21 protein-coding genes and 1 pseudogene are annotated in these 21781 nt (G+C 72.8%); 13 read left to right on the top strand and 9 right to left on the bottom strand.

What is annotated here, in order from left to right:
- The first annotated feature begins 160 nt into the window (after positions 1-160).
- The 5 genes from ACZ5ON_RS32195 (at position 161) to ACZ5ON_RS32175 (ending at position 3047) form a co-directional block, all read left to right on the top strand.
- The gene (locus ACZ5ON_RS32195) at positions 161-763 is read left to right on the top strand and encodes a hypothetical protein (RefSeq protein ID WP_465600084.1); all 603 of its coding nucleotides are present in this window, start codon (positions 161-163) and stop codon (positions 761-763) included.
- A gap of 128 nt (positions 764-891) precedes the next feature.
- Positions 892-1065: a hypothetical protein gene (locus ACZ5ON_RS32190; RefSeq protein WP_465600082.1), complete on the top strand. Its 174-nt coding sequence runs from the start codon at positions 892-894 to the stop codon at positions 1063-1065.
- Positions 1066-1132: 67 nt separating this feature from the next.
- Positions 1133-1849, top strand: coding sequence for a maleylpyruvate isomerase family mycothiol-dependent enzyme (locus ACZ5ON_RS32185; protein WP_465600080.1), 717 nt, complete (start codon positions 1133-1135; stop codon positions 1847-1849).
- 185 nt (positions 1850-2034) lie between these two features.
- Positions 2035-2418, top strand: a complete 384-nt coding sequence (locus ACZ5ON_RS32180; protein ID WP_465600078.1) for an avidin/streptavidin family protein — start codon at positions 2035-2037, stop codon at positions 2416-2418.
- Positions 2419-2420: 2 nt separating this feature from the next.
- The gene (locus tag ACZ5ON_RS32175) at positions 2421-3047 is read left to right on the top strand and encodes a PhoU domain-containing protein (RefSeq protein WP_465600076.1); all 627 of its coding nucleotides are present in this window, start codon (positions 2421-2423) and stop codon (positions 3045-3047) included.
- A 92-nt stretch (positions 3048-3139) separates the two neighbouring features.
- On the opposite strand, the gene ACZ5ON_RS32170 is transcribed toward ACZ5ON_RS32175, so the two are convergent.
- Positions 3140-3613 (bottom strand): hypothetical protein, encoded by a 474-nt coding sequence (locus ACZ5ON_RS32170; RefSeq protein ID WP_465600074.1) that lies wholly within the window; start codon positions 3611-3613, stop codon positions 3140-3142.
- Here ACZ5ON_RS32170 and ACZ5ON_RS32165 point away from each other — a divergent pair.
- Complete coding sequence (locus ACZ5ON_RS32165; RefSeq protein ID WP_465600072.1) at positions 3558-7151, top strand: hydantoinase B/oxoprolinase family protein; 3594 nt, start codon at positions 3558-3560, stop codon at positions 7149-7151. The two genes, ACZ5ON_RS32170 and ACZ5ON_RS32165, sit on opposite strands and share 56 nt — an antisense overlap.
- A gap of 67 nt (positions 7152-7218) precedes the next feature.
- On the opposite strand, the gene ACZ5ON_RS32160 is transcribed toward ACZ5ON_RS32165, so the two are convergent.
- Positions 7219-8085 carry a universal stress protein gene (locus ACZ5ON_RS32160; protein WP_465600071.1) on the bottom strand — a complete coding sequence of 289 codons (867 nt, stop codon included), beginning with the start codon at positions 8083-8085 and terminating at the stop codon, positions 7219-7221.
- 334 nt (positions 8086-8419) lie between these two features.
- Here ACZ5ON_RS32160 and ACZ5ON_RS32155 point away from each other — a divergent pair, with 334 nt between their 5' ends.
- Positions 8420-9592 (top strand): TerD family protein, encoded by a 1173-nt coding sequence (locus tag ACZ5ON_RS32155; RefSeq protein ID WP_465600070.1) that lies wholly within the window; start codon positions 8420-8422, stop codon positions 9590-9592.
- 125 nt (positions 9593-9717) lie between these two features.
- Here the strand turns inward: ACZ5ON_RS32155 and ACZ5ON_RS32150 are convergent, their stop codons facing one another.
- Positions 9718-10305: a hypothetical protein gene (locus ACZ5ON_RS32150; RefSeq protein ID WP_465600068.1), complete on the bottom strand. Its 588-nt coding sequence runs from the start codon at positions 10303-10305 to the stop codon at positions 9718-9720.
- Positions 10306-10395: 90 nt separating this feature from the next.
- Positions 10396-10641 carry a ribosomal protein L7/L12 gene (locus ACZ5ON_RS32145; RefSeq protein ID WP_465600066.1) on the bottom strand — a complete coding sequence of 82 codons (246 nt, stop codon included), beginning with the start codon at positions 10639-10641 and terminating at the stop codon, positions 10396-10398.
- A gap of 236 nt (positions 10642-10877) precedes the next feature.
- Between ACZ5ON_RS32145 and ACZ5ON_RS32140 the strand changes: the two genes are divergently transcribed.
- Both ACZ5ON_RS32140 and ACZ5ON_RS32135 read left to right on the top strand, forming a co-directional pair.
- Positions 10878-11873, top strand: coding sequence for a DUF4190 domain-containing protein (locus ACZ5ON_RS32140; RefSeq protein WP_465600064.1), 996 nt, complete (start codon positions 10878-10880; stop codon positions 11871-11873).
- A 117-nt stretch (positions 11874-11990) separates the two neighbouring features.
- On the top strand, positions 11991-12932 hold the full coding sequence (locus tag ACZ5ON_RS32135; protein WP_465600062.1) for a hypothetical protein: 942 nt from the start codon (positions 11991-11993) through the stop codon (positions 12930-12932).
- 1 nt (position 12933) lies between these two features.
- Here the strand turns inward: ACZ5ON_RS32135 and ACZ5ON_RS32130 are convergent, their stop codons facing one another.
- Positions 12934-14733, bottom strand: a complete 1800-nt coding sequence (locus ACZ5ON_RS32130) for an ABC transporter ATP-binding protein (protein ID WP_465600060.1) — start codon at positions 14731-14733, stop codon at positions 12934-12936.
- A gap of 202 nt (positions 14734-14935) precedes the next feature.
- Here ACZ5ON_RS32130 and ACZ5ON_RS32125 point away from each other — a divergent pair, with 202 nt between their 5' ends.
- Positions 14936-15196 carry a hypothetical protein gene (locus ACZ5ON_RS32125; RefSeq protein ID WP_465600058.1) on the top strand — a complete coding sequence of 87 codons (261 nt, stop codon included), beginning with the start codon at positions 14936-14938 and terminating at the stop codon, positions 15194-15196.
- A gap of 588 nt (positions 15197-15784) precedes the next feature.
- Here ACZ5ON_RS32125 and ACZ5ON_RS32120 read toward each other — a convergent pair.
- Together ACZ5ON_RS32120 and ACZ5ON_RS32115 are read right to left on the bottom strand one after the other, a co-directional pair.
- Positions 15785-16234: a nucleotide triphosphate diphosphatase NUDT15 gene (locus ACZ5ON_RS32120; RefSeq protein ID WP_465600056.1), complete on the bottom strand. Its 450-nt coding sequence runs from the start codon at positions 16232-16234 to the stop codon at positions 15785-15787.
- A 65-nt stretch (positions 16235-16299) separates the two neighbouring features.
- Positions 16300-17829 (bottom strand): SDR family NAD(P)-dependent oxidoreductase, encoded by a 1530-nt coding sequence (locus tag ACZ5ON_RS32115; RefSeq protein ID WP_465600054.1) that lies wholly within the window; start codon positions 17827-17829, stop codon positions 16300-16302.
- 438 nt (positions 17830-18267) lie between these two features.
- Between ACZ5ON_RS32115 and ACZ5ON_RS32110 the strand changes: the two genes are divergently transcribed.
- Complete coding sequence (locus ACZ5ON_RS32110; protein ID WP_465600052.1) at positions 18268-19227, top strand: phosphatidylinositol-specific phospholipase C; 960 nt, start codon at positions 18268-18270, stop codon at positions 19225-19227.
- A gap of 94 nt (positions 19228-19321) precedes the next feature.
- Positions 19322-19609: pseudogene (locus ACZ5ON_RS32105) on the top strand (MFS transporter); the annotation flags it as partial.
- A 92-nt stretch (positions 19610-19701) separates the two neighbouring features.
- Here ACZ5ON_RS32105 and ACZ5ON_RS32100 read toward each other — a convergent pair.
- Positions 19702-20178, bottom strand: a complete 477-nt coding sequence (locus ACZ5ON_RS32100) for a hypothetical protein (protein WP_465600050.1) — start codon at positions 20176-20178, stop codon at positions 19702-19704.
- Between the two features lie 153 nt (positions 20179-20331).
- Between ACZ5ON_RS32100 and ACZ5ON_RS32095 the strand changes: the two genes are divergently transcribed.
- Positions 20332-20952, top strand: a complete 621-nt coding sequence (locus ACZ5ON_RS32095; RefSeq protein WP_465600048.1) for a hypothetical protein — start codon at positions 20332-20334, stop codon at positions 20950-20952.
- A gap of 203 nt (positions 20953-21155) precedes the next feature.
- Here ACZ5ON_RS32095 and ACZ5ON_RS32090 read toward each other — a convergent pair whose 3' ends face one another.
- Positions 21156-21386 carry a GntR family transcriptional regulator gene (locus ACZ5ON_RS32090; protein ID WP_465600046.1) on the bottom strand — a complete coding sequence of 77 codons (231 nt, stop codon included), beginning with the start codon at positions 21384-21386 and terminating at the stop codon, positions 21156-21158.
- Between the last annotated feature and the right edge of the window lie 395 nt (positions 21387-21781).

Raw genomic sequence — 21781 nt, 5'->3', positions numbered from 1 at the left:
GGGTGGGGGGGGGTAGGGGAGAAGAAAAAAAAAAAAAAAAGAGGAGAAAAAAACTACACCCCCCCCCCCCCTCCCCGCCCCCCCCCCCCCCCCCCCCGGGGGGGGGGGGGGGGGCCCCCCCCCCCCCCCCACCTCCCCCCTCTTTTTCAGGAGTCCACCGATGCGTCGTTCCTCTCTGCCCGCCGCCCTGGCGCTCGCCGGGCTCGCCGTGCTCGGGTCGGCCCTCCCGGCGGCCGCGCACGGCGACAGCATCCACTTCGTGATCACGGCCCAGGTCGACGGGCACACCCGCGCCGTCGCGAGCTACGACGACGACAACGACCCTGTCGACCAGCCGGTCACCGGGACCCTCAGCGCGGTCGCCTCGGACGGCCGCACGGTCGGCCCGTGGCAGCTGGTCCCGGTCGCCGGCGTGCAGGCCGCCTACACCACCGCCGAGGCGCTGCCCCCGGGCCACTGGAAGGTCACCGTGGAATCCGCCTTCCCCGACCTCGGCCACGGCGAGGCCGAGGCCGACGTGACCGCCGTGCCGGAGGGGCCGGCGCCGTCGGCCGCCGCGCCCTCGACCACCGCGCCGTCGATCGCTCCCGCGCCCGCCCGGGGCAGCGCGGCGCCGGAGGCGGCGGCGCCCACGAGTTCGCACTCCGCAGGCAGCGGTGCCGTCATCGGCGTCACCGTGGCCGCGGTCGTGGTCGTGGCCGCGGCGGTGGCAGCGGTGCTGTACCGGAAGCGGCGGTCGATCCCGGCGGGACGCGGGCGCTGAGGCTGCACCAGATCACCGTCACTCGCGCGCTGCCCGCCGGTCAGCCGGGGGACCCCGGAGAGCCGGCCGCCGCGCGGTCGCGCCGGGCGGCCGCGGGCTGGACGAACAGGGCGGCGACGACCAGAGCGGTGGACGACCTCGGTACTGCGGCCCGGGCCCGATCCGTCGGCCTGTACGGGATGAGCCAGTGCCGCCCGGTGCCCGTGCGGACGCCGGCGCAGCTGGTCCCGGGGTTCGGCAACGTTCCCGAGCGCGCCATCGCGGCCGGCATCGCCGTGGTCGGGGACCCGCTCGGCGGCTGAGCCCACCGGCCACGGCACCGGCCGGTCGCTCAAACCCGGTGCTGCTGGGCGGTGTTACGGTGCGGATGTGCTGAGCATCATCGAGGACGTCGCCCGATCCGGCGCGCGGTTCACCGCCGGCCTCGCGGGCCTGACCGACGAGGACGTGCGGGCGCCCTCGGCCCTGCCCGGCTGGAGCCGCGGTCACGTCATCACCCATGTGGCCCGCAGCGTCGATGCCTACCTGTGGCTGCTCGCCGTGGCCCGCACCGGTGTCGAGCCCGGGCCGCGGGCCGCCGCCGCGGCGCTCACCCGGGCCGTCCAGGAGGGCGCAGGCCGTCCTGCCACCGAACTCGCGGCCGATCTGCGCGGCCGGCTCGACCAACTGGCCTCAGCCGCCGCCGAGATGCCCGCCGAACGCTGGGACACCCTGGTCACCGCCCTGGCCGGCTGGCGGCACCCGGCCTGGTACACCCTGCACCGCTGCCGACGCGAACTTGAGACCCACCACGTCGACCTGAACACCGGCTACGGGACGGCCGACTGGCCAGGCGACTACGTGGCGTGGGCCCTCGACGACACCCTCGCCGCACTGGCCGCACGCGACTTCCCGCTGGCCCGGGTCGAGGCCGTCGACCTCGGCCGGTCCTGGCACCTCTCCGGGAGCGGCCCCACGGTGACGGGCCCCGGCCACGCCGTCCTCGGCTGGCTCAGCGGCCGCACCCCCGGGACCCGGATCGGCGCCGACCAGCCGCTGCCGGACCCGCCGGCTTGGCCGCAGCCTCCGGTCCCCGGATGGACCTGAGCGGCCGGTGCTCGCCGGACGCGCGTATCCGGCCCCGGACCGCGTGCGGCGAGCGTCCGGGGCCGGCCGCTCCGGTCGGCCGGTCCTGGACGTAGAACCGGAACTTCCCCCTCTCTGCGGTGCGAAGGCGGCTGGAGAGACCGACCATGGTGGGGAAGCTGCGCCCTGACGGAGGGAGGCGACCGATGAGCATCGCCGGAGACTGGTACAACGAGTTCGGCTCGCACATGCACCTCACGGCGGACCCGTCGGGTGGCATCAGCGGCACCTACACCTCGGGCACCGGCCAGGTGGCCGGGCAGTACGAGGTCACCGGGCGCTACCAGCTGTCCACGCAGCCCGGGCGCGGAGCGGCGGTCGGCTGGACGGTCGCCTGGCACAACCGGCAGCGCGACCCGGACTCCGTGACCAGCTGGAGCGGCCAGTACTTCGAGCGCGAGGAGCGGATCTTCGCCACCTGGCTGCTGACCCGGCCGTCGGGTCCGGCCGATGTCTGGGACGCGACCACGGTCGGCCAGGACGTGTTCACCAGGCAGCGGCCGGGAGCGTCCGAGGAGGGAGAGCCGTAGGGATGGCGCACACCTACGCGGCGCTGGTCGAGCGCCTGGTCGCAATGGTCCGGCTGGCGGAGACGGCCCTGAACCGGGCGTCGCACGTGGCGCTCGAAACGGTGGCCGCCGCAGCGGACCAGGAACTGGGGGCCGCCGAGGCGGCACTGCTGCCGCTCGACGACCTGATCGAGGACGACGCCGCACTGCTGCTGGCGGGGCACGGGACCACACCGGGGGACGTGCGGTCCGTGGTCGCGGACACCCATGTCGGCGCCGAGGTGCAGCAACTGGCCGAGGCCATCCGCCGGATCGGCGAGATCGCCTGGGTCCGGCGCACCAGGGGCCCGCTGCCGGAACCCGCACGGCAGCCCCTCGGCGGGATGAGTTCGCTCGCCCTGGAGATGGTCGCCAAGGCCGCCGATGCGCTGCAGAAGGCGGAACCCGAGATCATCGCCGACCTGCACACCGGGCTCAACGAGATCGGCCAGCGCCAGCGCCTGCTGTACGGGCAGCTGCTGTCCTTCGAACAGCCGCTTGAGCGGACGGACGTGGTGGACGCGGTACTGCTGAGCGGCTACTTCGAGCGCTGCGCGAGCCACGCGGTCGCACTGGCCAGGCACGCCGGCCTGTTCGCCGTGCGGCCGTAGCCGCAACCGGCCGGCCGTCAGGGCATCGGCCGGCGGCGGTGGCCTGGAGGAGCAGCGCCGGACGGCCTCGCTGCGCAGTTCACCCGCATGGCTCAGCACCAGCCCGGCCAGGGCCGGGTCGGCCGGGCGCCCGGCGAGTTCGCGGTCGAGCCGCTCGGCGGCGAGCAGTAAGGCCCGGTGACCGGCGATCGACTCCTGGGCGGCGAACGCGTCCAGCGGGCTGGGCGGCCCGTACGGCGTGGGCAACTCGGGAAACCCGCTGCCGCCCCGGCACCGGTCTCGACCAGCACCCGGGTACCGAACTCCAGCGCGGGCCCGACCGACTCCGGGACCAGCGCCACCCACCGCTCCCCGGGAAGCGTCTCACGGCCGACCCCCAGCGTCACCGCCGCCACGGCCACCTCGCCGCCCTCCGCAGGGATGCGCCAAGTACGTCCTTTTGCGTCCCGGCCCGGCCGGGCCGGATACTCGAAGCCGCGGCATCCACGGATTCCCTTGTCGGAGGCGGCTGTGGCAGGACCGGGCTGGCAGTTCTGGGTGGACCGCGGCGGAACGTTCACCGACATCGTAGCGCTGCGTCCGGACGGCCGCCTCGTCACGCACAAACTGCTCTCCCAGGACCGCCGCTACCGCGACCCCGCGGTGGCGGGCATCCGGGCGCTGCTCGGCCTCGCGCCGGACCAGCCGCTCGACGGCGTGCAGGTCGACGCGGTGCGGATGGGGACGACGGTCGCCACCAACGCCCTGCTGGAGCGCACCGGGGAGCGGACGGCGTTGGTGATCACCCGCGGGTTCGGGGACGCACTGCGGATCGGCTACCAGAACCGCCCGGACATCTTCGCCCGCGAGATCGTCCTCCCCTCGCTGCTGTACGAGCGGGTGATCGAGGTGGACGAGCGGATCACCGCCGACGGCACGGTGCTTCGCGAACCCGACCTCGACGCCCTCGCCGAGCAGCTGCGCGAGGCGTACCGGCAGGGCGTTCGGGCGGTCGCGGTGGCCTGCCTGCACAGCCACCTGCACCCGGCGCACGAGCGGCTGATCGGCGAACTCGCCCGTGCCACCGGCTTTCCGCAGGTGTCGCTGTCCAGCGAGGTCAGCCCGCTGATGCGGCTGGTACCACGCGGGGACACCACCGTCGTCGACGCCTACCTCTCGCCGGTGCTGCGCCGCTACGTCGAGCAGGTGGCCGGCGAACTCACGGGCGTACGGTTGATGTTCATGCAGTCCAACGGCGGGCTGGCCGAGGCCGGGCACTTCCGGGGCAAGGACGCGATCCTGTCCGGACCGGCCGGCGGCATCGTCGGCATGGCGCGGCTGTCCCGACTGGCCGGGTACGACCGGGTGATCGGCTTCGACATGGGCGGCACCTCCACCGACGTGTCGCACTACGCGGGCCGCTACGAGCGGGTGTTCACCACCCAGGTGGCCGGAGTGCGGCTGCGGGCACCGATGCTGGCGATCCACACCGTGGCGGCGGGCGGCGGCTCGGTACTGCACTTCGACGGCAGCCGCTACCGGGTCGGCCCCGACTCCGCCGGCGCGGACCCCGGCCCCGCCTGCTACCGGGGCGGCGGGCCGCTCACCGTGACCGACGCCAACCTGATGCTCGGCCGGATCCAGGCCGCCCACTTCCCGCAGGTCTTCGGACCGGACGGCGACCAGCCGCTCGACCTGGCCACCGTCCAACGGGCGTTCGCCGGACTCGGCGAGGAGATCAGGGCCAGGACCGGGGACGACCGCTCGCCCGAGCAGGTGGCGGAGGGCTTCCTGCGGATCGCCGTGGAGAACATCGCCAACGCGGTCAAACGGGTGTCGGTGCAGCAGGGCCACGACGTCACCCGCTACGCGCTGACCACCTTCGGCGGCGCAGGCGGCCAGCACGCCTGCGCGGTCGCCGACGCGCTGGGCATCCGGACCGTCCTGGTGCCGCCGATGGCCGGGGTGCTCTCCGCGCTCGGCATGGGGCTGGCGGACACCACGGTGATGCGCGAGCAGTCGGTGGAGGCCCCGCTGGAGACCGCCTCGATGGACCGGATCCACCGCGTCGTCGAGGAGTTGGCGTCCTCGGCCCGCACCGAACTGCTGGCCGAGGACGTACCCGAGGACCGAATCCGGATCGTCCGCCGGGCGCAGCTGCGCTATGACGGCACCGACACCGTCGTCCCGGTGGACCTGGCGGACCCGGAAACCATGACCGCGGCCTTCGAACGGATCCACCGGCAGCTGTACTCGTTCCTGATGGAGCGTCAGATCACCGTCGAGGCACTGTCGGTGGAGGCGACCGGGCTCACCCGGCAGCCCGATCTGGCCCCGCTCGGCGCGGCGGAGGGCGGCGAGGCCGAGTCGCCGGGCGAGGTGCGGCTCTACCGGGACGGCGGGTGGCACCCGGCCGGGCTGTACCGGAGGCAGTCGCTGCGGCCTGGCGAGGCGGTCACCGGACCGGCGGTCGTCACCGAGGCCGGCGCCACCACGGTGGTGGACGAGGGCTGGCGGGCGACGGTCGGCGAACTCGGCCACCTGCTGCTGGAACGGGCGACCGCCCCGCCGGGAGCCGGCGCCGGTGCCGAGGCCGACCCGGTCCTGCTGGAGATCTTCAACAACCTCTTCATGTCCGTCGCCCGGCAGATGGGCGTGCGGTTGGAGTCCACCGCGCAGTCGGTCAACATCAAGGAACGGCTGGACTTCTCCTGCGCCCTCTTCGACCCGGACGGCAACCTGGTCGCCAACGCCCCGCACATCCCCGTCCACCTGGGCTCGATGGGCACCACCGTCAAGGAGGTGATCCGCAGGCGCGGGCCCTCGATGCGGCCCGGCGACGCCTACGCCGTCAACGACCCCTACCACGGTGGCACCCACCTGCCCGACATCACCGTCGTGACGCCCGTCTTCGACCAGGTGGGCGAGCGGATCCTGTTCTTCGTCGCCTCGCGCGGCCACCACGCCGAGATCGGCGGCCTCACCCCCGGCTCGATGCCCGCCGACAGCCGCAGGATCGAGGAGGAGGGCGTGCTCTTCGACAACTGGCCGCTGGTCCAGGCCGGGCGGCTGCGCGAGGCCGAGACGCTGCGCCTGCTCACCGGGGCGCCGTACCCGTCCCGCAACCCCGCCGCCAACCTCGCCGACCTGCGCGCCCAGATCGCCGCCAACCGCAAGGGAGTCGAGGAACTGGGCGCGATGATCGACCACTTCGGCCTCGACGTGGTGCAGGCGTACATGCGGCACGTCCAGGACAACGCCGAGGAGGCCGTGCGGCGGGTCACCGACCGGCTCCGCGACGGCTCCTGCCGGTACGAGACCGACTCCGGCGCGGTGATCCTCGTCCGGGTCACCGTGGACCACGGGCAGCGGTGCGCCACCGTGGACTTCACCGGCAGCTCGGCGCAGCTGGAGAGCAACCTCAACGCCCCCTCCTCCGTCGCCACCGCCGCCGTGCTCTACGTCTTCCGCACCCTGGTGGCCGACGACATCCCGCTCAACGACGGCTGCCTGCGGCCGCTGCGCATCATCGTCCCGCCCGGCTCGATGCTGGCGCCGAGCCCCCCGGCCGCCGTGGCGGCCGGCAACGTCGAGACCTCCCAGGCCCTGGTCGGCGCCCTGTGCGCGGCGCTCGGGGTACAGGCCGAGGGCTCCGGCACGATGAACAACGTCAGCTTCGGCAACGAGCGCTACCAGTACTACGAGACCGTCGGGTCCGGCTCCGGCGCGGGCGAGGGCTTCGACGGGGCCCCGGTGGTGCAGACCCATATGACCAACTCCCGGCTGACCGACCCCGAGGTGCTGGAATGGCGGCTGCCGGTGCTGCTGGAGGAGTTCGCCGTCCGGCCGGGCACCGGCGGCGGGGGCCGTTGGCGCGGTGGCGACGGGGCGGTGCGCCGACTGAGGTTCCGCGAGCCGATGACGGTGAGCGTGGTGTCCGGCCATCGCCGGATCCCGCCCTACGGGCTGGCTGGCGGGGAGCCCGGTGCGCTCGGCGCCAACCGGGTGGAGCGCGCGGACGGCACCGTCCTGCGGCTGGCGGGCTGCGACTCGGTCGAGCTGGCGGCAGGCGACGTCCTGGTGGTGGAGACCCCAGGAGGCGGCGGCTACGGCAGCCGCGCCTGAGCCGGCGTCCGTCCCCGCCGCCCCGCCGCCCCGACGGGCCCGACGGGCGGTGCGCGCGGCGGCGCGGTCACCGGGGCGGGGACGGCACGGTGATCACGGGGCAGTGGGCGCGGTGCAGCAACCCGTGCGGGACGGAGCCGAGCCACATGCCGGTGAAGCCGCCGTGCCCGCGCCGCCCGACCACCAGGGCGAGCGCGTGGGTGGAGGCCCTGCCCAGCTCCTCCACCGGGTGGCCGCGAACCACCTCTTGGAGGAGCTCGACCTCCGGGTACCGCTCGCTCTGCCCGGACGTGGCCTCGTGGAGCATCCCGCGCAGCCGCTGGAGGGTGGCCTCCTCGTCGACGGGGAGGAACGGCAGCGGGTGCCAGACCCACAATGCCCGCAGTGCGGCCCCGCGCCGCGCGGCGAGGCCGAAGGCCCAGTCCACCGCGGCGGCGGAAGAGGGGCTGCCGTCCACCCCGACCACCACGTACGGCGGGTCCTCGGTGACGTGCTCCGCCTCGCGGACCACGGCCACCGGGCATTCGGCCCGGGCGCTCACCGGCACGGTCACCGAGTGGGCGCTGAGCACCTCCTCCAGCCGGGAGAGGCGCCGCGACCCGAGGACGACGAGCTCGGCGTGCGCCGACTCCCGGACCAGCACGTGGCCCGCGTTCCCGTCCACGACGTCGGTGGAGACCTCCAGCTCAGGCTGGCGCTCCAGGGCGAGGAAGGCGGCCTTCTCGACCAACTGGTGGCCGGCGCGCCAGAGCTCCGCGTGGAACGACTCGTCGTAGCCGCGCGGGTCCCTGAACCGCGGCGCGATGACATGGAGCAGCCGCAGCGGCAGGTGCCGGCGGGCGGCCTCGTCGGCCGCCCAGGCCGCCGTGAGCGGGCCCCGGTCCAGGGCGTCGACGCCCAGCACGATCGGACGGCGTTCGCTGGGGGCTGTCATTGCTCCTCCACCGGGTGCTGTGGCGCTGCCGGATTCACCCGGCCCTGTCTGCACGCTACGCGCGGCGGGGCCCAGGCGGCAGCGCCGGATGGCCCGTTCGCGCGTAGCGTCCGCGCGCGGCGGTGCCGCCTTCCCGTGCTGGGGGAGAGTGCCGGAGCCGGGGGCACCTCCCAGCCGCCGAGGTCGCGCGGGCCACGGGCGCTCCCCGAGGGCCGGACAAGCACGGGGCCCGGCCGCCGGCCGAACGGCCGGCGCGGGACGGGAACCGTTCGGCGCGTCGCCGCGTTGTGGCCAGAGGAACACGGCAAGTCAGTACAACTGCGGAGGAAGCTCGATGGGCGCGACCCTGGTCAAGGGTGGGAACGTGTCGCTGAGCAGGCAAGCCCCGGGTATCACCGGCATCCTGGTGGGGATCGGCTGGCAGGTGGCCGGCACCACGGGTGCCGAGTACGACCTGGACGCCAGCGCGCTGCTCTGCGACCGCTCCGGAAAGGTCCTCTCGGAGCAGCACTTCGTCTTCTTCAACAACCTGAGCAGCCCGGACGGTTCGGTCCGGCACGCGGGCAGCGGCCTCTCGGGCGGCGCGGGCGACAAGGAGCAGATCCTGGTCGACCTCGCCGCGGTCCCGGCCGGGGTGGAGAAGATCGTCTTTCCGGTCGCCATCTACGAGGCCAAGGAGCGCGGCCAGAACTTCGGGCAGGTCCGCGGCGCCTACATCCGGCTGGCCGACCGGGACGGAGGCACCGAGCTGGTCCGGTACGACCTGGGCCAGGACGCCTCGACCGAGGCTGCGATGGTGTTCGGCGAGCTGTACCGCAACGGCACCGACTGGAAGTTCCGCGCCGTCGGCCAGGGCTACGCCTCCGGACTCGCGGGCATCGCACGGGACTTCGGCGTGACCGTGCTGCAGGAGGCCGAGCCGGCCGAGGCCAGCGGGCCCGCTCCGGCCCAGGTCGTCGTACAGGCCGCCCAGGTGCCCGCACAGTCCGGGCAGCCGGTGCGGGAGTCCGTCCAGCCGGCACCGACGGCCGCCGCCGGTGCCCCGGCGGTCGTCCCGGGTTCCACCCCCGCACCACAACAGATCCCAGGGAGTTCCTCCGTGACGTGCTTCTTCGACCCCGGCCACGGTGCCGGCCTGACCCCCGTGCTGTGGTCCCCGCAGTGGGGTGTGCCGCGCCAGATCCAGGCCTGCGCCGCCTGTGCCCAGCGGGTGCAGACCACGCCACCGCCGTTCTACACCCCGCAGGCCGGCTACCCTCAGGCCGGCTATCCGCAGGCCGGCTACCCGCAGGCCGGTTACCCGCAGCCGGTCCAGCAGGGCTACCCGCAGCAGGCGCAGCCCGGCGTCGGCCAGCCGGACCAGCAGCGGCGGTACGGTACGGGCGCGCTGATCGGTGCCGGTGCGGCCGGCCTCATCGGTGGTGCCCTGCTCGCCGAGGCGCTGGACGACGACGAGCCCGAGGTGATCGTCAACAACTACTACGAGGGCGACGGCGACTTCTTCTAACAGATCGTCGATGCACCGTCCGGGCGCCCGCTCCACGGCTGTGGGGCGGGCGCCCGCGCGTCCCGGGCACCTGCTCGTCCCCGCATGCCCAGCGCTGCCGTGGGCACCGGCGGGCCGGGGGAGCATCAACCGGGCTCGCCGGTCCGGACCTCCTGGAGCAGTCCCCAGGTGAAGTCCGCGGTGCAGGCCCGCGGTTCGCCGGCCGCGCCCGGGGCGGTGAAGTCGAGCTGCCACCGGGTCGGGGCACTGCCCTCGCGTGGCAGGGCTGGCGGGAAGGCCGCCGCGACGTCCGAGACGACGCAGCTCCACGGCCTCAGATCGGCGAGGGTGCGCAGCACGGGAGGCGGCGAGTCGGCGGCCCGCACCAGCCACTCGTTCCAGACCGGGCCGCTGTCGCCCGGACCGACCAGGATCTCGAAGCGCAGCTCGGGCCAGAGCGGCAGTGCCCACTGCTGGGCCGTGCAGACCAGGTCGCCGATCCGCCGGGGGAGCACCGCCTGCGGCGGCCCGAGCACCGCGCGGTAACGGCTCGCCCCGTGCGGGAAGCGGGCTGAGCGGATCATCGTCTGCCAGCGCTTGTTCGCCTCCCGCATCACGGCCCGTGACGAGTCGAGCCGGCGTACCGCCTGCTCGACCAGTTCGGGGTTGAAGTCGGCCATCCGTCGCAGCAGCACCAGCTGGAACTCGGTGGTCGAGAAGCCGTGGGCTGACATCCGGCCAGGCTAGCCGGACCTGCCCGGGAACCGCGGTACCTCGGGCCGGCGGCCGGGAGCGACTCCGCGAACGAACGTTCTGACGTTACGTCAGAATCCGCCAGCCGCCCGGTCGATGGCGTCCTTGGCCCGCTTCAGGCCGAGGCCGGTGAGCTCCCGGTAGACCTTGATGGCCTGGATCTTCTTGCCGGCCTGGACGAGCTCCAGCACCTCGGGCATCCGGCGGGCGTCCGTTTCCGGCCCTCGGGGGGTGTCGAGGTGGGCCAGAATCGCGTCGAGCTTCGCTTCGATCGCGCTCAGCCGCTGTGCGAGCGCCGCGTCGTCCATGGGTTCCATGTGCAGCACCCTAGCCGCTGCGTTCCGGCCGGTGATCAACACCCCCGGTCGGCGCCGGGTGGCTCGGATCCGCCGGTGCCGCCGCGGTGGCGCCCGCCGGCCGGACGGCTGCGGCAAGCGTGGTGGCCCTGTGTCAGATCGCCCGGAGAGAAGGCGGATCGGGGACTCCGTTACGAGTAAAGGCGGGGTAAACGCCTTGCTAGGGTGATCTGTCGCCGAACTCCGAAGGACAGCGCATGAACACCCCCGAGCAACCACCCGCCCCGTCCCCGTGGGCGCCGCCGGCCGAGAACGCTCCGACGCACGCGCCCGCCCCGTCCCCCTGGGCGCCGCCGGCCGAGAACGCTCCGCAGCCGCTCCGGTGGGGCCCGCCGCCCGGCTTCCCGGGGCCGTACGGAATGGTGCCGCAGCCCCAGAACGGCCTGGGGGTGGCGGCGTTGGTGCTCGGCATCATCGGTGCGCTCCTCGGGATCGTCCCGTTCCTGTTCTGGATATCGGGTGCGCTCGGGCTTGCCGCGCTGATCCTCGGTCTGGTCGGGCACGGCCGGGCCCGCCGGGGCCAGGCAACGAACAAGGGGATGGCCCTCGCCGGGAGCATCCTGGGCGGCGCGGCGATGCTGCTGGCGATCGTGGGCCTGGTCGTCACCGTGGTCGTCGTGAAAAAGGTCGCCGACGACGTCGAGGAGAAGAGGAGGAGTGCCTCCTCCACCGGTCCCGCCAACTCCGCCGCCCCGCAGGCCCCCAAGGCCGACGAGCCGGTGCCGTTCGGTGAGGCCTGGGAGTACGAGGACGGACTCCGGATCACGGTCGGCAAGCCGGAGTCGTTCGAGCCGGGCCGCTACGCCATCGGGCACAAGGACGGCGACCTGGCGATCCAGGTGAGGATCACGATCGTCAACGGCAGTCACGAACCCGTCCCGCTCGCCGGCATGCTGCCGTTCGTGAAGGACGCAGACGGCGCGCAGGTCGCCAGCATCTACGACACAACCCACCCGACGAAGCTGTTCTCCGGCACGCTGAAGCCGGGCGAGAAGGCGGAGGGCCAGTTCACGTACTCGGTCTCCCCCAAGGGGGCCGGGAAACTGCGACTGACCGTCTACCCGGGCGCCGAGTACGACCGTGCCGAGTGGGTCGGACCGGCTCAGGACGGTGACCCGGACGCCACCGCGAGCGCCTCGCCGAGTGCCTCGCCGAGCTCCCGGTCGGACGAGAGCGCGAAGCTCGGCGTGTAGGCGCCGGCAGCCGTCGCTCCGGGAGCGCCGCCGACAGCCGTGCTCGAACACCGGACCCGTAGCATGTCGGTGTTCACGGATCGTCAAGCGTGGCTGGATCGGACAGTGGTGGGGCGGATGGGGACGGGCGGCTGGCCCGGCGGGCTCGGGAAGCTGGTGGGGACGGCGACCCAGCTGGGCGAGGCCGGACGGCAGGCGGTGCTGCGCGGCGGCCGGACGGTGGCCGGCGGGACGGTGGCGGGCGGTCAGTGGGTGCACGGCGCACTCACCTCCCTCGCCCCGCCGCAGGTGCCCGCCACCGAGCCGTGGAAGCTGTCACTGGGCGCGCTCGTCGGACGCCACCCGCGCACACCGGCCGTGGTGCACAAGCTCCTCGGCCTGCTGGACGGGTTCGGCGCGGTGCACCTCGGCCCCGAGCGGGTGGGCTTCGACGGCGAGGAGATCGAGTGGGGGAAGGTCGTCGAGATCCGCACCCGCAGCGCCTTCGAGGTGATGACCACGTCGGCGCTGGAGCACGAGGTCGACCGCATCCGCGAGTTCCTGCCGCCGGTTCCCGGTCGCAAGTGGGTCGTCACCAGGGCGGCCGAGGCCGTCGCCACCGTCGTGCTGGCGGCGCTCGAACAGGGCGCGGTCGAGCAGCGCCTGGACGCCCTGACCGTCCCCTCCGAGATCGTCCACCGCGGCCTGCTCGGCCGCACGCGCACGCTCGACGGCGGCCTGTTCGCCACGGCCGGCCTGGTCCTCGTCGGACAGGCGGGCGAGAGCCTGATCGCCACCGCCGGACAGCACGGCATCCCGGTCCGCCCGGCCGAACGGCCCGACGACCGCATCGCCCGTGTCGAGACGCTGCGCGAACGCACCGACACCGTCGCCCGCCTGCTGCGCCGGCTCCAGGAGGAGGACCCGGAGCCGGCGGAGCTGCCGGGCGCGGGCATCCCCGGCGGCACCGAGTCCGGCCGCGCGGGGCTCGACGGTGCCGGCACCGGCAACCTGAGCCTCGACAAGGCCGGGAGCGACGAGGCCGCCGGACCCGGCCCGGCGGCCTCCCCGCACCGGTAGCTCAGCTGACCGGCTGGATGCTGCCGGGCCGCCCCGACTTCCCGGCGGCGCCGAGCATCAGGACGGCGTCGGCGATCCGGGCGAGCTTCTGGTCGTGGGTGATCAGGATGGTGGTCCGCCCGGCCATCAGGCGGCGCAGCGGGACGATGACGTTCGCCGCGGACTGCTCGTCGAGGCCGGTCGTCGGCTCGTCGAGGATCAGTACCGGCGTGGCCCGCAGGAAGGCCCGGGCGATGGCGATCCGCTGGGTCTGTCCGCCGGAGAGCTGGAAGCCGTCCCGTCCGATCTCGGTCCGGTACCCCTCGGGCAGGGCCGTGATGAACTCATGGGCGTCCGCGTCCTTCGCGGCCTGCACCACCTCGTCGAACGAGGCCGAGGGCCTGCCGTAGGCGATGTTGTCGCGGATCGTGGCGTGGAAGAGCGGCGCCTGCTGGGGGAGCAGGGTGACGGCCCGGCGCAGCGAGGCCAGCCTGAGGTCCCTGAGGTCGTGCTGGTCGAGGCGTACCGTGCCGGAGTCCGGGTCGAGGAAGCGCACCAGCAGTTTGGCCAGGGTCGACTTGCCGCAGCCGCTGGGGCCCATGACCGCGAGGATCGTCCCCGGGCCGATGTCGAAGCTGAGGTTCTCCAGGACCGGCCGGCCGTCCTGGCCGGGGTAGCCGACCTGGACGTCCTCGCAGCTCACCCGACCGGCCACCGAGCCGGTGCCGTGGGCGTGGGGATGCTCCACCACCGGGGACGGGGTGTCCAGCAGCTCCAGGACCCGCTCGCCCGCGGCACCGGCCGCGCCTGCCACCGGCAAGAGCTCCGAGATCCGCTGGGCCGGTTCGAAGAGCTGGGCCATGAAGGCGGCGAAGGCCAGCAGACCGCCGAGGCTCAGCACACCCCGGTCGAGTTCGACGGCGCCGATGCCGACGACCGTCAGGCCGCCGAGGACCTCCAGGATGTTCAGGAACGGCGGGTACAGACCGGCGTACCGGGCGATGGAGAGCTCGGAATCCAGCAGCGCCCGGCCGGCCCGGTGGACCTTCGAGACCTCGCGGCGCTCCTGGTTGCAGGTGCCGGCGATGGCGGCGTTGCGCAGGCTCTCCTCCAGAACGGCCGTGACCGCGCCGCCGCGGCGTCTGGCCTCCCGCTCGCGGACCAGGATGCGGTTGCCGAAGAACCGTCCGGACAGCCAGAAGACCGGGGCCACGGCCAGCGCGGCCAGCGCGAGCTGCCAGCTCAGGTAGAGCGCGGCGGCCCCGAACAGCAGCAGGCTCAGCACCGCGGAGCCGGCCTCGACCACCCCGGTGGCCACCAGCTGTTCGATGGCGGCGATGTCCCCGGTGAGCCGGGCCACCACATCACCACGCTTGCGGCGGTCCAGGGTGTCGGGCGGGAGGCCGTGCAGGTGGGCCACGACGGAGGTACGCAGCCGCAGGATGAAACGCTCGGCCACCCAGGTGATGGTGTAGTTGCCGGCGAAGACGAGCAGCGCCGAGAGCACGGCGGTCGCGGCCATCGTGCCGGCCGGTGCCCAGAAGGCGGAGAACCGGTGGGGTACCAGGACCTGGTCGATCAAGTCCTTGAACAGCCAGACCGACACCACCTCGCCGAACGCGCCGGTGAGCAGCAGCAGGATCGCGGCGAGCAGCCACAGCCGGTCCTGGCGGACCCACGGCCAGAAGCGCCGGAACGCCTCCCGCGGTCGGATGGGGGGCGCGGCCGCGACCGGTCCCTCCGGATCGGACTCCCCGGCTGACGGGTCCGGCTCGGCCACCGGGTCCGAGTACGCCGGATCCGGAAACGTCGCAGTCTCCATGCGCAGTGCTTGCCCTTCAAGGATGTGGGGGCCGGCGGGTTTACCCGCCGGCCCCCGGCCTACGAGTGCCGCGGACTACCGGCGGTGGTGGCGCCGACGACCGTGGCGACGACGACGCCGACGGCCCTCGCCACGGTTACCGTGGCCGCGACTTCCGAAGCTACTGAAAACGCTCATGACTTCCTCCTATTGCGATCGAGCGATGCTCAACGCCGTTGTCCACGAACCGGGTTCACCGGCGGTGGCGGCGGTGGTGGTGATGGTGGTGGTGGTGGTGGTGACGGTGGTGGCGGCGACGACGGCCCTCGCCGCCCTCGCCGCGGTCACCGCGGCCACGACCTCCGAAACTGCTGAAAACGCTCATGACGACTTCCTTTCTGCGTATCGGCATGCCGCCGTGTCCCCACACGAGCCCGAAGGCTCGGTGGAGAATCCGGTAGCACTGGGATACGGAAGGGGTTGACGGTGCCGGTGCCCGGTCCCAAATGCCGGACGCCGCGGGGATCGCACGCCGCGGACGTGACGCCCATCGAAAAACGGGCACCTGTTGTCGGTCATCCAAGTGGCCGCCCTTTCGGGGTGCTTCGGCCCTCGGAGGACTCGAATGGCAGGTTCTCCTGCTGGTACTGCCGTGACTGCTGCGCACAGTTCTTCTGCCGCAGTCGCCTCGATCTCCAGAAGAGGGGTGATGGGATCGGAATGGTCCGATCCGCCCTGCCAGAACCCAGTTGAGCATTCGGGTCGGGGTGCGGCAAGACAGGTGACTTCTCGATGCACCCATCCGGGGAGCGGGCCCGGAACCAAGCCGCGAAAAGGCTCCGCGACGAAGGGCGCGACGGCCTACCGGGCGGCCAGCAGCAGCCTGTCGGGCGGCCGGCAGTAGCCTGTCGGGCGGCCGGTTCGGCGGTTACTCGCGGGTCCGGGGGCGGCGTTGACGGGCAGCGGTGCGGGCAGGGCGGGCCGACCGGCTGCCCGCGGCCACGGCGAATCGCCCGCTGCCGTCACGGCAAAGTAACTTGACGTACCGTCAGGTGGTGGAAGTCGGCTGGAGTCAGCTGCTGACGACCGGGTAGCCGAACCCACCGGCCGGTGCGGCGAAGCCGGGCAGCCAGCTGCTGAGGACCAGCGCCGACGGGTGGAAGAGCGGCTCGGGCAGCGCGTCGAGCGGGAAGCGCTCCCAACCCGCGCAGGCGTGCGGCTCGGTGACATCCGCCGGGGCGTCGGTCGGCGGCGCCAGGACGGCGGCCGTGAGCCGGGGGCGGCCCAGTTGGTGGTCGAGCAGTACGGCCAGCACCCGCAGCCGCCCGGCCGGCAGGACGATCCCGGTCTCCTCGGCGAGCTCCCGGGCGGCGGCCTGCTCGAAGGACTCCCCGGCCTGGTCCACCTTGCCGCCGGGCAGGCCCCAGGTCGGCGACTCGCCCGCGGTGATCCGCCGACCCAGCAGGACCCGTCCGTCCGTGCTGGGCACGATCACGCCGACTCCGAGCACGGGTGCTGTCATGGTTCCCGCCCCTTGGTTGTCCATGGTCCGTTTCGATCGCGGCCGGGACGCCGGCCGCGGTGGGTCTACCAGGCGGCCTTGGCGTAGTCCTTGAGGAAGCAGCCGTAGAGGTCCTCGCCGAGCTCGCCGCGGACGATCGGGTCGTAGACCCGGGCCGCGCCGTCCACCAGGTCGAGCGGGGCGTGGAAGCCGGCGTCGGCGAGCCGCATCTTGTCCGGGTGCGGGCGCTCGTCGGTGATCCAGCCGGTGTCGACGGCGGTCATCAGGATGCCGTCGGTCTCCAGCATCTCCTGCGCGCTGGTGCGGGTGAGCATGTTGAGCGCGGCCTTGGCCATGTTGGTGTGCGGGTGGCCGGCTCCCTTGTAGCCGCGGCTGAAGACGCCCTCCATGGCGGAGACGTTCACCACGTACTTGCGGCGGGCCTTGGCGGCGGCCATCGCCGGGCGCAGGCGACTGATCAGGATGAACGGCGCGGTGGAGTTGCAGAGCTGGACCTCCAGCAGCTCCACCGGGTCGACCTCGTTGACCGTCTGGATCCAACTGTTGCTGGCCGCGAGGTCCGGCACCAGGCCGCCCGCGTCGATCGCGGTGCCGGCCTCGATCCGGGCGGGCGAGGCGGAGCCGCTGACCAGCGCCAGGCCGGTGACGTCCTCCGGGGCGAGCCGCTCGCTGCCGGTGGTGGCCTGGCCGGGCAGCGCGCGAAGCTCGACGCCGCCGCTGCCGAAGCGGCCGATCACCGTGGACGACGGCAGTTCACCGGCCGGGAGCGGCGCGGACTCGGCCGCCACCAGCTCGCGGTAGGCCCCGGGGGTGCGGCGGACGGTCTGCGCCGCGTTGTTGATCAGGATGTCCAGCGGGCCGTCGGCCGCGACCTCGTCGGCCAGCGCCACCACCTGCGCGGGGTCGCGCAGGTCGATTCCGACGATCTTGAGCCGGTGCAGCCAGTCCGCGCTGTCCGGCATCGCCTTGAAGCGGCGGATCGCGTCGTTCGGGAAGCGGGTGGTGATGGTGGTGTGCGCACCGTCGCGGAGCAGCATCAGCGCGATGTACATGCCGATCTTGGCCCGGCCGCCGGTGAGCAGGGCGCGGCGTCCGGTCAGATCGGTCCGGGCGTTGCGGCGGGTGTGGTTGAACTCGGCGCACTGACGGCAGAGCTGGTGGTAGAAGGCGTCGACCTCGACAAAGCGATCCTTGCAGGTGTAGCAGCTGCGCGGGCGCTCGAGTATCCCGGCGATCTCGGTCGTGGTGACCGTGCTCAGGCCGAACACACCCCGGGTCTCGTCGTCTATCCGGCCGGGCGCGCCGGTGGCGGTCCGAGCGGTGACCTTCCGGTCGTTGGCCGTCTTGCGGGCGCGCGTCTCCTGGCGGCGGCGCTGCTTGAGCGTACGGAAGATGCCGCCCACGGCCTTGCGGACGGTGATCGCGTCCGGGTGGTCCACGTGGAGCTCGTCGAGCTCGGCGAGCACGCTCAGGCAGAGCTCCAGCCGCTCGGGGTCGATGCCGGGACCGAACTCGATCTCCTCCTGCTCGCCCGCAGCCCCTGCCGCCCGCTCGTCCGCCTGCTGTTCCACCTGCTTGGCCGCTCCCGCCGTCATGCCCGATTACTGCTTCCCGCTCGTCCTGCCCGTATCAGCCGTACCGGCGAACTCTACGTGAGAGCACGGGCGAGGGGCGAAAGACGGCCGAGATGTAATGGGTCTATAAGCATTGCACTGCTTACCGGCTCTGCCTACATCGGTAATGGGCCGATCACCGAGGCGGTCCATTGCCAATGTCAAGGGGTGGGGTATGGCCGTGAGCGTCGACGCGCAGCGCTGGAATGCCTGGCAGCGCAGCTGGGACCGCCAACAGCAGTGGTACCTGCCAAGAGAAGCCGGCCGGCTCGGCCGCGGCAGCCGACGCGTGGCGGCGCGTCCGCGAGCTCTTCGAGTCCAGCGGGCTGTCCGCTGGAGCCGGTGCGCAGGGGCTGGGCCGAGGCCCCGAAGTCCGGTAGAACAGCGAGTGGATGTCGGCGCCGGACAGGTGGAGGGCAGATGAGGGTCGACCGCAGGGGGTTCCTGAGAGCATCGCTCGCGGCGGCGGCCGCCGGTGCGGTCGCCTGGCGGGCCGCCGCACCGGCGTCGGCCGCGACCGGCACCGCGACCGGGGCCGCGGTCGGGATCGCGCCGGCGGCCGCGACCGCGCCGGGCGACTGGATGTCCGCACTCGGTGACGCCGTGCCGCTGTCCCGGCTTGCCATCCCGGGCACTCACGAGTCCTGCGCGCGCTACGGCGGAGCGCTGACTGAGTGTCAGACTCTTTCCATATCACAGCAGTTGGAGTCGGGTATCCGCTTCCTCGACATCCGCTGCCGCTCCATCGACGGTTCCTTCGCGATCCACCACGGCCCGGTGTACCAGCAGCAGATGTTCGGTGACGTACTCGTCGCCTGCGCCGCCTTCCTGGCCGCTCACCCGGGCGAGACCGTCCTGATGCGGGTGAAGCAGGAGTACTCGCAGGCGAGCGACGCGGACTTCCTCGCCGTCTTCAACGACTACCTGGACAAGCGGGGTTGGCGGGGCCTGTTCCACCTGGGCGACGCCCTGCCCGCGCTCGGTGCGGCCAGGGGTCGGGTGGTGCTGATCTCCGATGTCCCGACCCTGCCGGCCGTCGGCTGGTGGAGCTCCCAGCTCGACCTCCAGGACAACTGGACCGTTCCCACGCTCTTCGACCGTCCGCGCAAGTACCAGGACGTCGTCAACCAGATCAACCGGGCGGCCGCCACCGGCTCCGGCGGCCCGCTGTCCGTCAACTTCCTGAGCGGTTCGAGCGCGGGCTGCTTCCCCACCGACTGCGCGGCCTATGTCAACCCGCACGTCCAGGACTACCTCGGCTCCTTTGCCGCGAGCCACGGTCACCCGCCGCTCGGCGTCCTGGTCATGGACTTCCCCGAACGTCACGCGCCCGCGCTGACCTCGACCCTGCTGAACTGGAACGCCCAGGGCGCACCCTGATGGCCGCACGAGGCCGGGAACGCCAACGGTACGGGGCACAAGCCCCGGGCCGCAGGCGCGGCCGGAATCCCCGCGCTGAAGCACGGGGAGGATGTCAACGCACGTCACCCTCGGCCAGGACTACCTGCCCCGGCGGGTGGGGACCGCCAGTGGTGTCACGCTGGGCCTCGCGGTCAGCGTGGGTGGCGTCGCGAGCCCCGTCATCGGTGCCGTCGCCGACGTCACCTCGCTGCAGACCGGCCTCGCACCGCTGATCGTCCTGCCCGCCCTCGACTGGCTCCTGCTGCGCCGGCTGCCCGAGCCCGACCTGCCCGAGGCCGCCACCGGCGGAGCACACCGCGGGCAGTCCGCCGCTCGGGTCCCGCCCGGCCACGACGGCTGACGAACCGGCAGGGCGTACCGCGCGACGGGCTTGTGGGCCTGGCTCGTGGGCCGGCGGCGCCGTCGGGAGGGCGTGGTCCGGCGGCCGGTGTCTCAACGGAGGACCAACTGGGCGGCGCCGTGCTGGACCAGGCCGTCCGCCCGGGCCTCGCGCAGATTGGCGGTGAACGCCTCCGCGAGGTCGACGGGTCCGAGGTCCCGCGCGTCCTCGGGCCAGGTACCGGGCGGGACGAGGATGACCAGCACACCGGACCGCCCCACGGCGGCCGACACCCATTCGGGTGAGACCGGTGCGGGCGGTGCCGGCTCCCACACCCGGTGACCACCGACCAGACTGAGCTCGGTCAGCAGGCCGTCACGGACGTGGATCTCGGCGGTGGTCAGTGGCGGCTCACCGACGGCCATGGTGAAGCCGCTGGCCATCGCGTCCTCCAGCAACTGCGGGTACTGCGCCGGGCCGATCTCCACGATCGCCTCTGCGGACGGCGGCGTTCCCGGCGCGGACTCGCGGACGACGAACGCCCACAGGACCGGCGTCGGTCCCCTTCGTTCACCCCCTGGACTGGTCATGCTCTGTGCAACGAGCCGTCACCCTGGGTGTACCGGTGCGGAGCCAGCCATCACCCGATCACCGGAGACCGGGCGGTTCAGACGCTCTCCCGACAATCGCTTGAACGCGTCCGACCGTCCGCGGACACCTGGGCCGCCGCCACCGCTGGCAGGGTGACCGCCGTCCGCCCGCCCGCTCGGTCTCGACGTAGAACTCGTTGCCTCAAGCAACCGGAGTTCTGTGTCGAACTGGCAGAGGAGTCCCTGCGCCGGGCGCGCGGGAAAGTCGACCCGCAGACCGAGGCCCTGCCGCTGATCACGAGCGCCAGGGCGTACGGGGCCACCGGGAACGGCCAGAAGGCCGCAGCGGCGCTTCTCGCGGCCGAGGACGCCATGCTCGACACCGCGGCGCCGCCCGCGTCCTTCACGGCGGCCACTGGGCCGGTGGCGGCCACCGTCGCCTCCCACACCGCCAAGACTCTGGCCGAGCTGGAAGACCACCAGGCAGCCGAACGCCACCACCGCGCCGCCCTCGCGGGTCGCGACCCCGAGGCGTTCCGGCGCATTCACGCCCTGACGCTTGGCAACCTTGCCCGGTCCGTCGCCGCCCAGCGCCGCCACGACGAAGCCGTGGGGATCTGGAGCCAGTCCCTGGACTTCATGGACGGCGTCGCCTCTGGCCGGCACAAGAAGGACCTTCACAACGTCCGTACCACAATGACGAGTTGGTCCCGACGTGGCATCCCCGGCGCCGCAGACCTCGGCCAGCGCGCCACCGAACTCGTCCTAGCCTGACCCAAGCCGGAAGGATGTCACCAACCACGTTGACCGCCCTCCGAATTGGCCGACACAGACCCTAGGGACGCTGGACCTACGGGTTGCGACGGTTGAGCATCACCTCAGCCTCATCAGGGCACTTCGGAGGGCTGGAGCGACGGTCCATGCCTACCTGTGCCTCTGTGGCCCCGTCCTGCTGGTGAACTCCGTTACGGCGTGGCCTAGTTGTCGCTGCGGGCGGTCAGATGGGTGACGAAGCTCCCCATGCCGGTGCGAGTGAGTGCCAAGCGGTCGGCGCGGAGGGCGGCAACTGCCGTGCGGACCGTTTTGCGGTCCACGTCGAATTCCTCGGTCAACTTGTCGTCCGGGCGGAGTTCCACGGTTGCGATCCGCTCCGTGACGATCTCGGCAATCTGTTCCCACTTTGAGCAGGCAGGGCTGAACTCGAACACCCCTCGACCATAGCCCTGAAGGCCAGCCGCATCGTGCGGGGGCTCTTCCCCCAGCCCGACGGCCCGGGGGATCCCCGCCCGATGGCGGGCAAGGAGGGAGAGAGAGCTATCGGCACGCGACGCCGCGGGCCCTATTGCCGTCGGTCCAAGTAGGGCGTCCACCCGTCCGTGCGGCACCAGGCAGTGGATGCTCAGCCGGCGGCCTGTTGAGCTGTGGAACAACTCTTCCGCTAGAAAGGGAAGTTCATGCACCATGCCGCTGTCGGCGCCCCGTGAGTCGTCATGCTCCCCGCGCTGTCAACTCTGCCTGCCGGCCCCGCGCTCCTGCCGCGGGCACCGCGCACCATCATCGCCCTTGCCTGGCTGGTGACTTCACCGCCCAGGCATGGGTGGGA

The sequence above is a fragment of the Kitasatospora sp. NPDC032150 genome, assembly GCF_055579945.1.
Note: the sequence above shows the minus strand (reverse complement) of the source record. Positions and strands in the feature narration are given on the sequence as shown.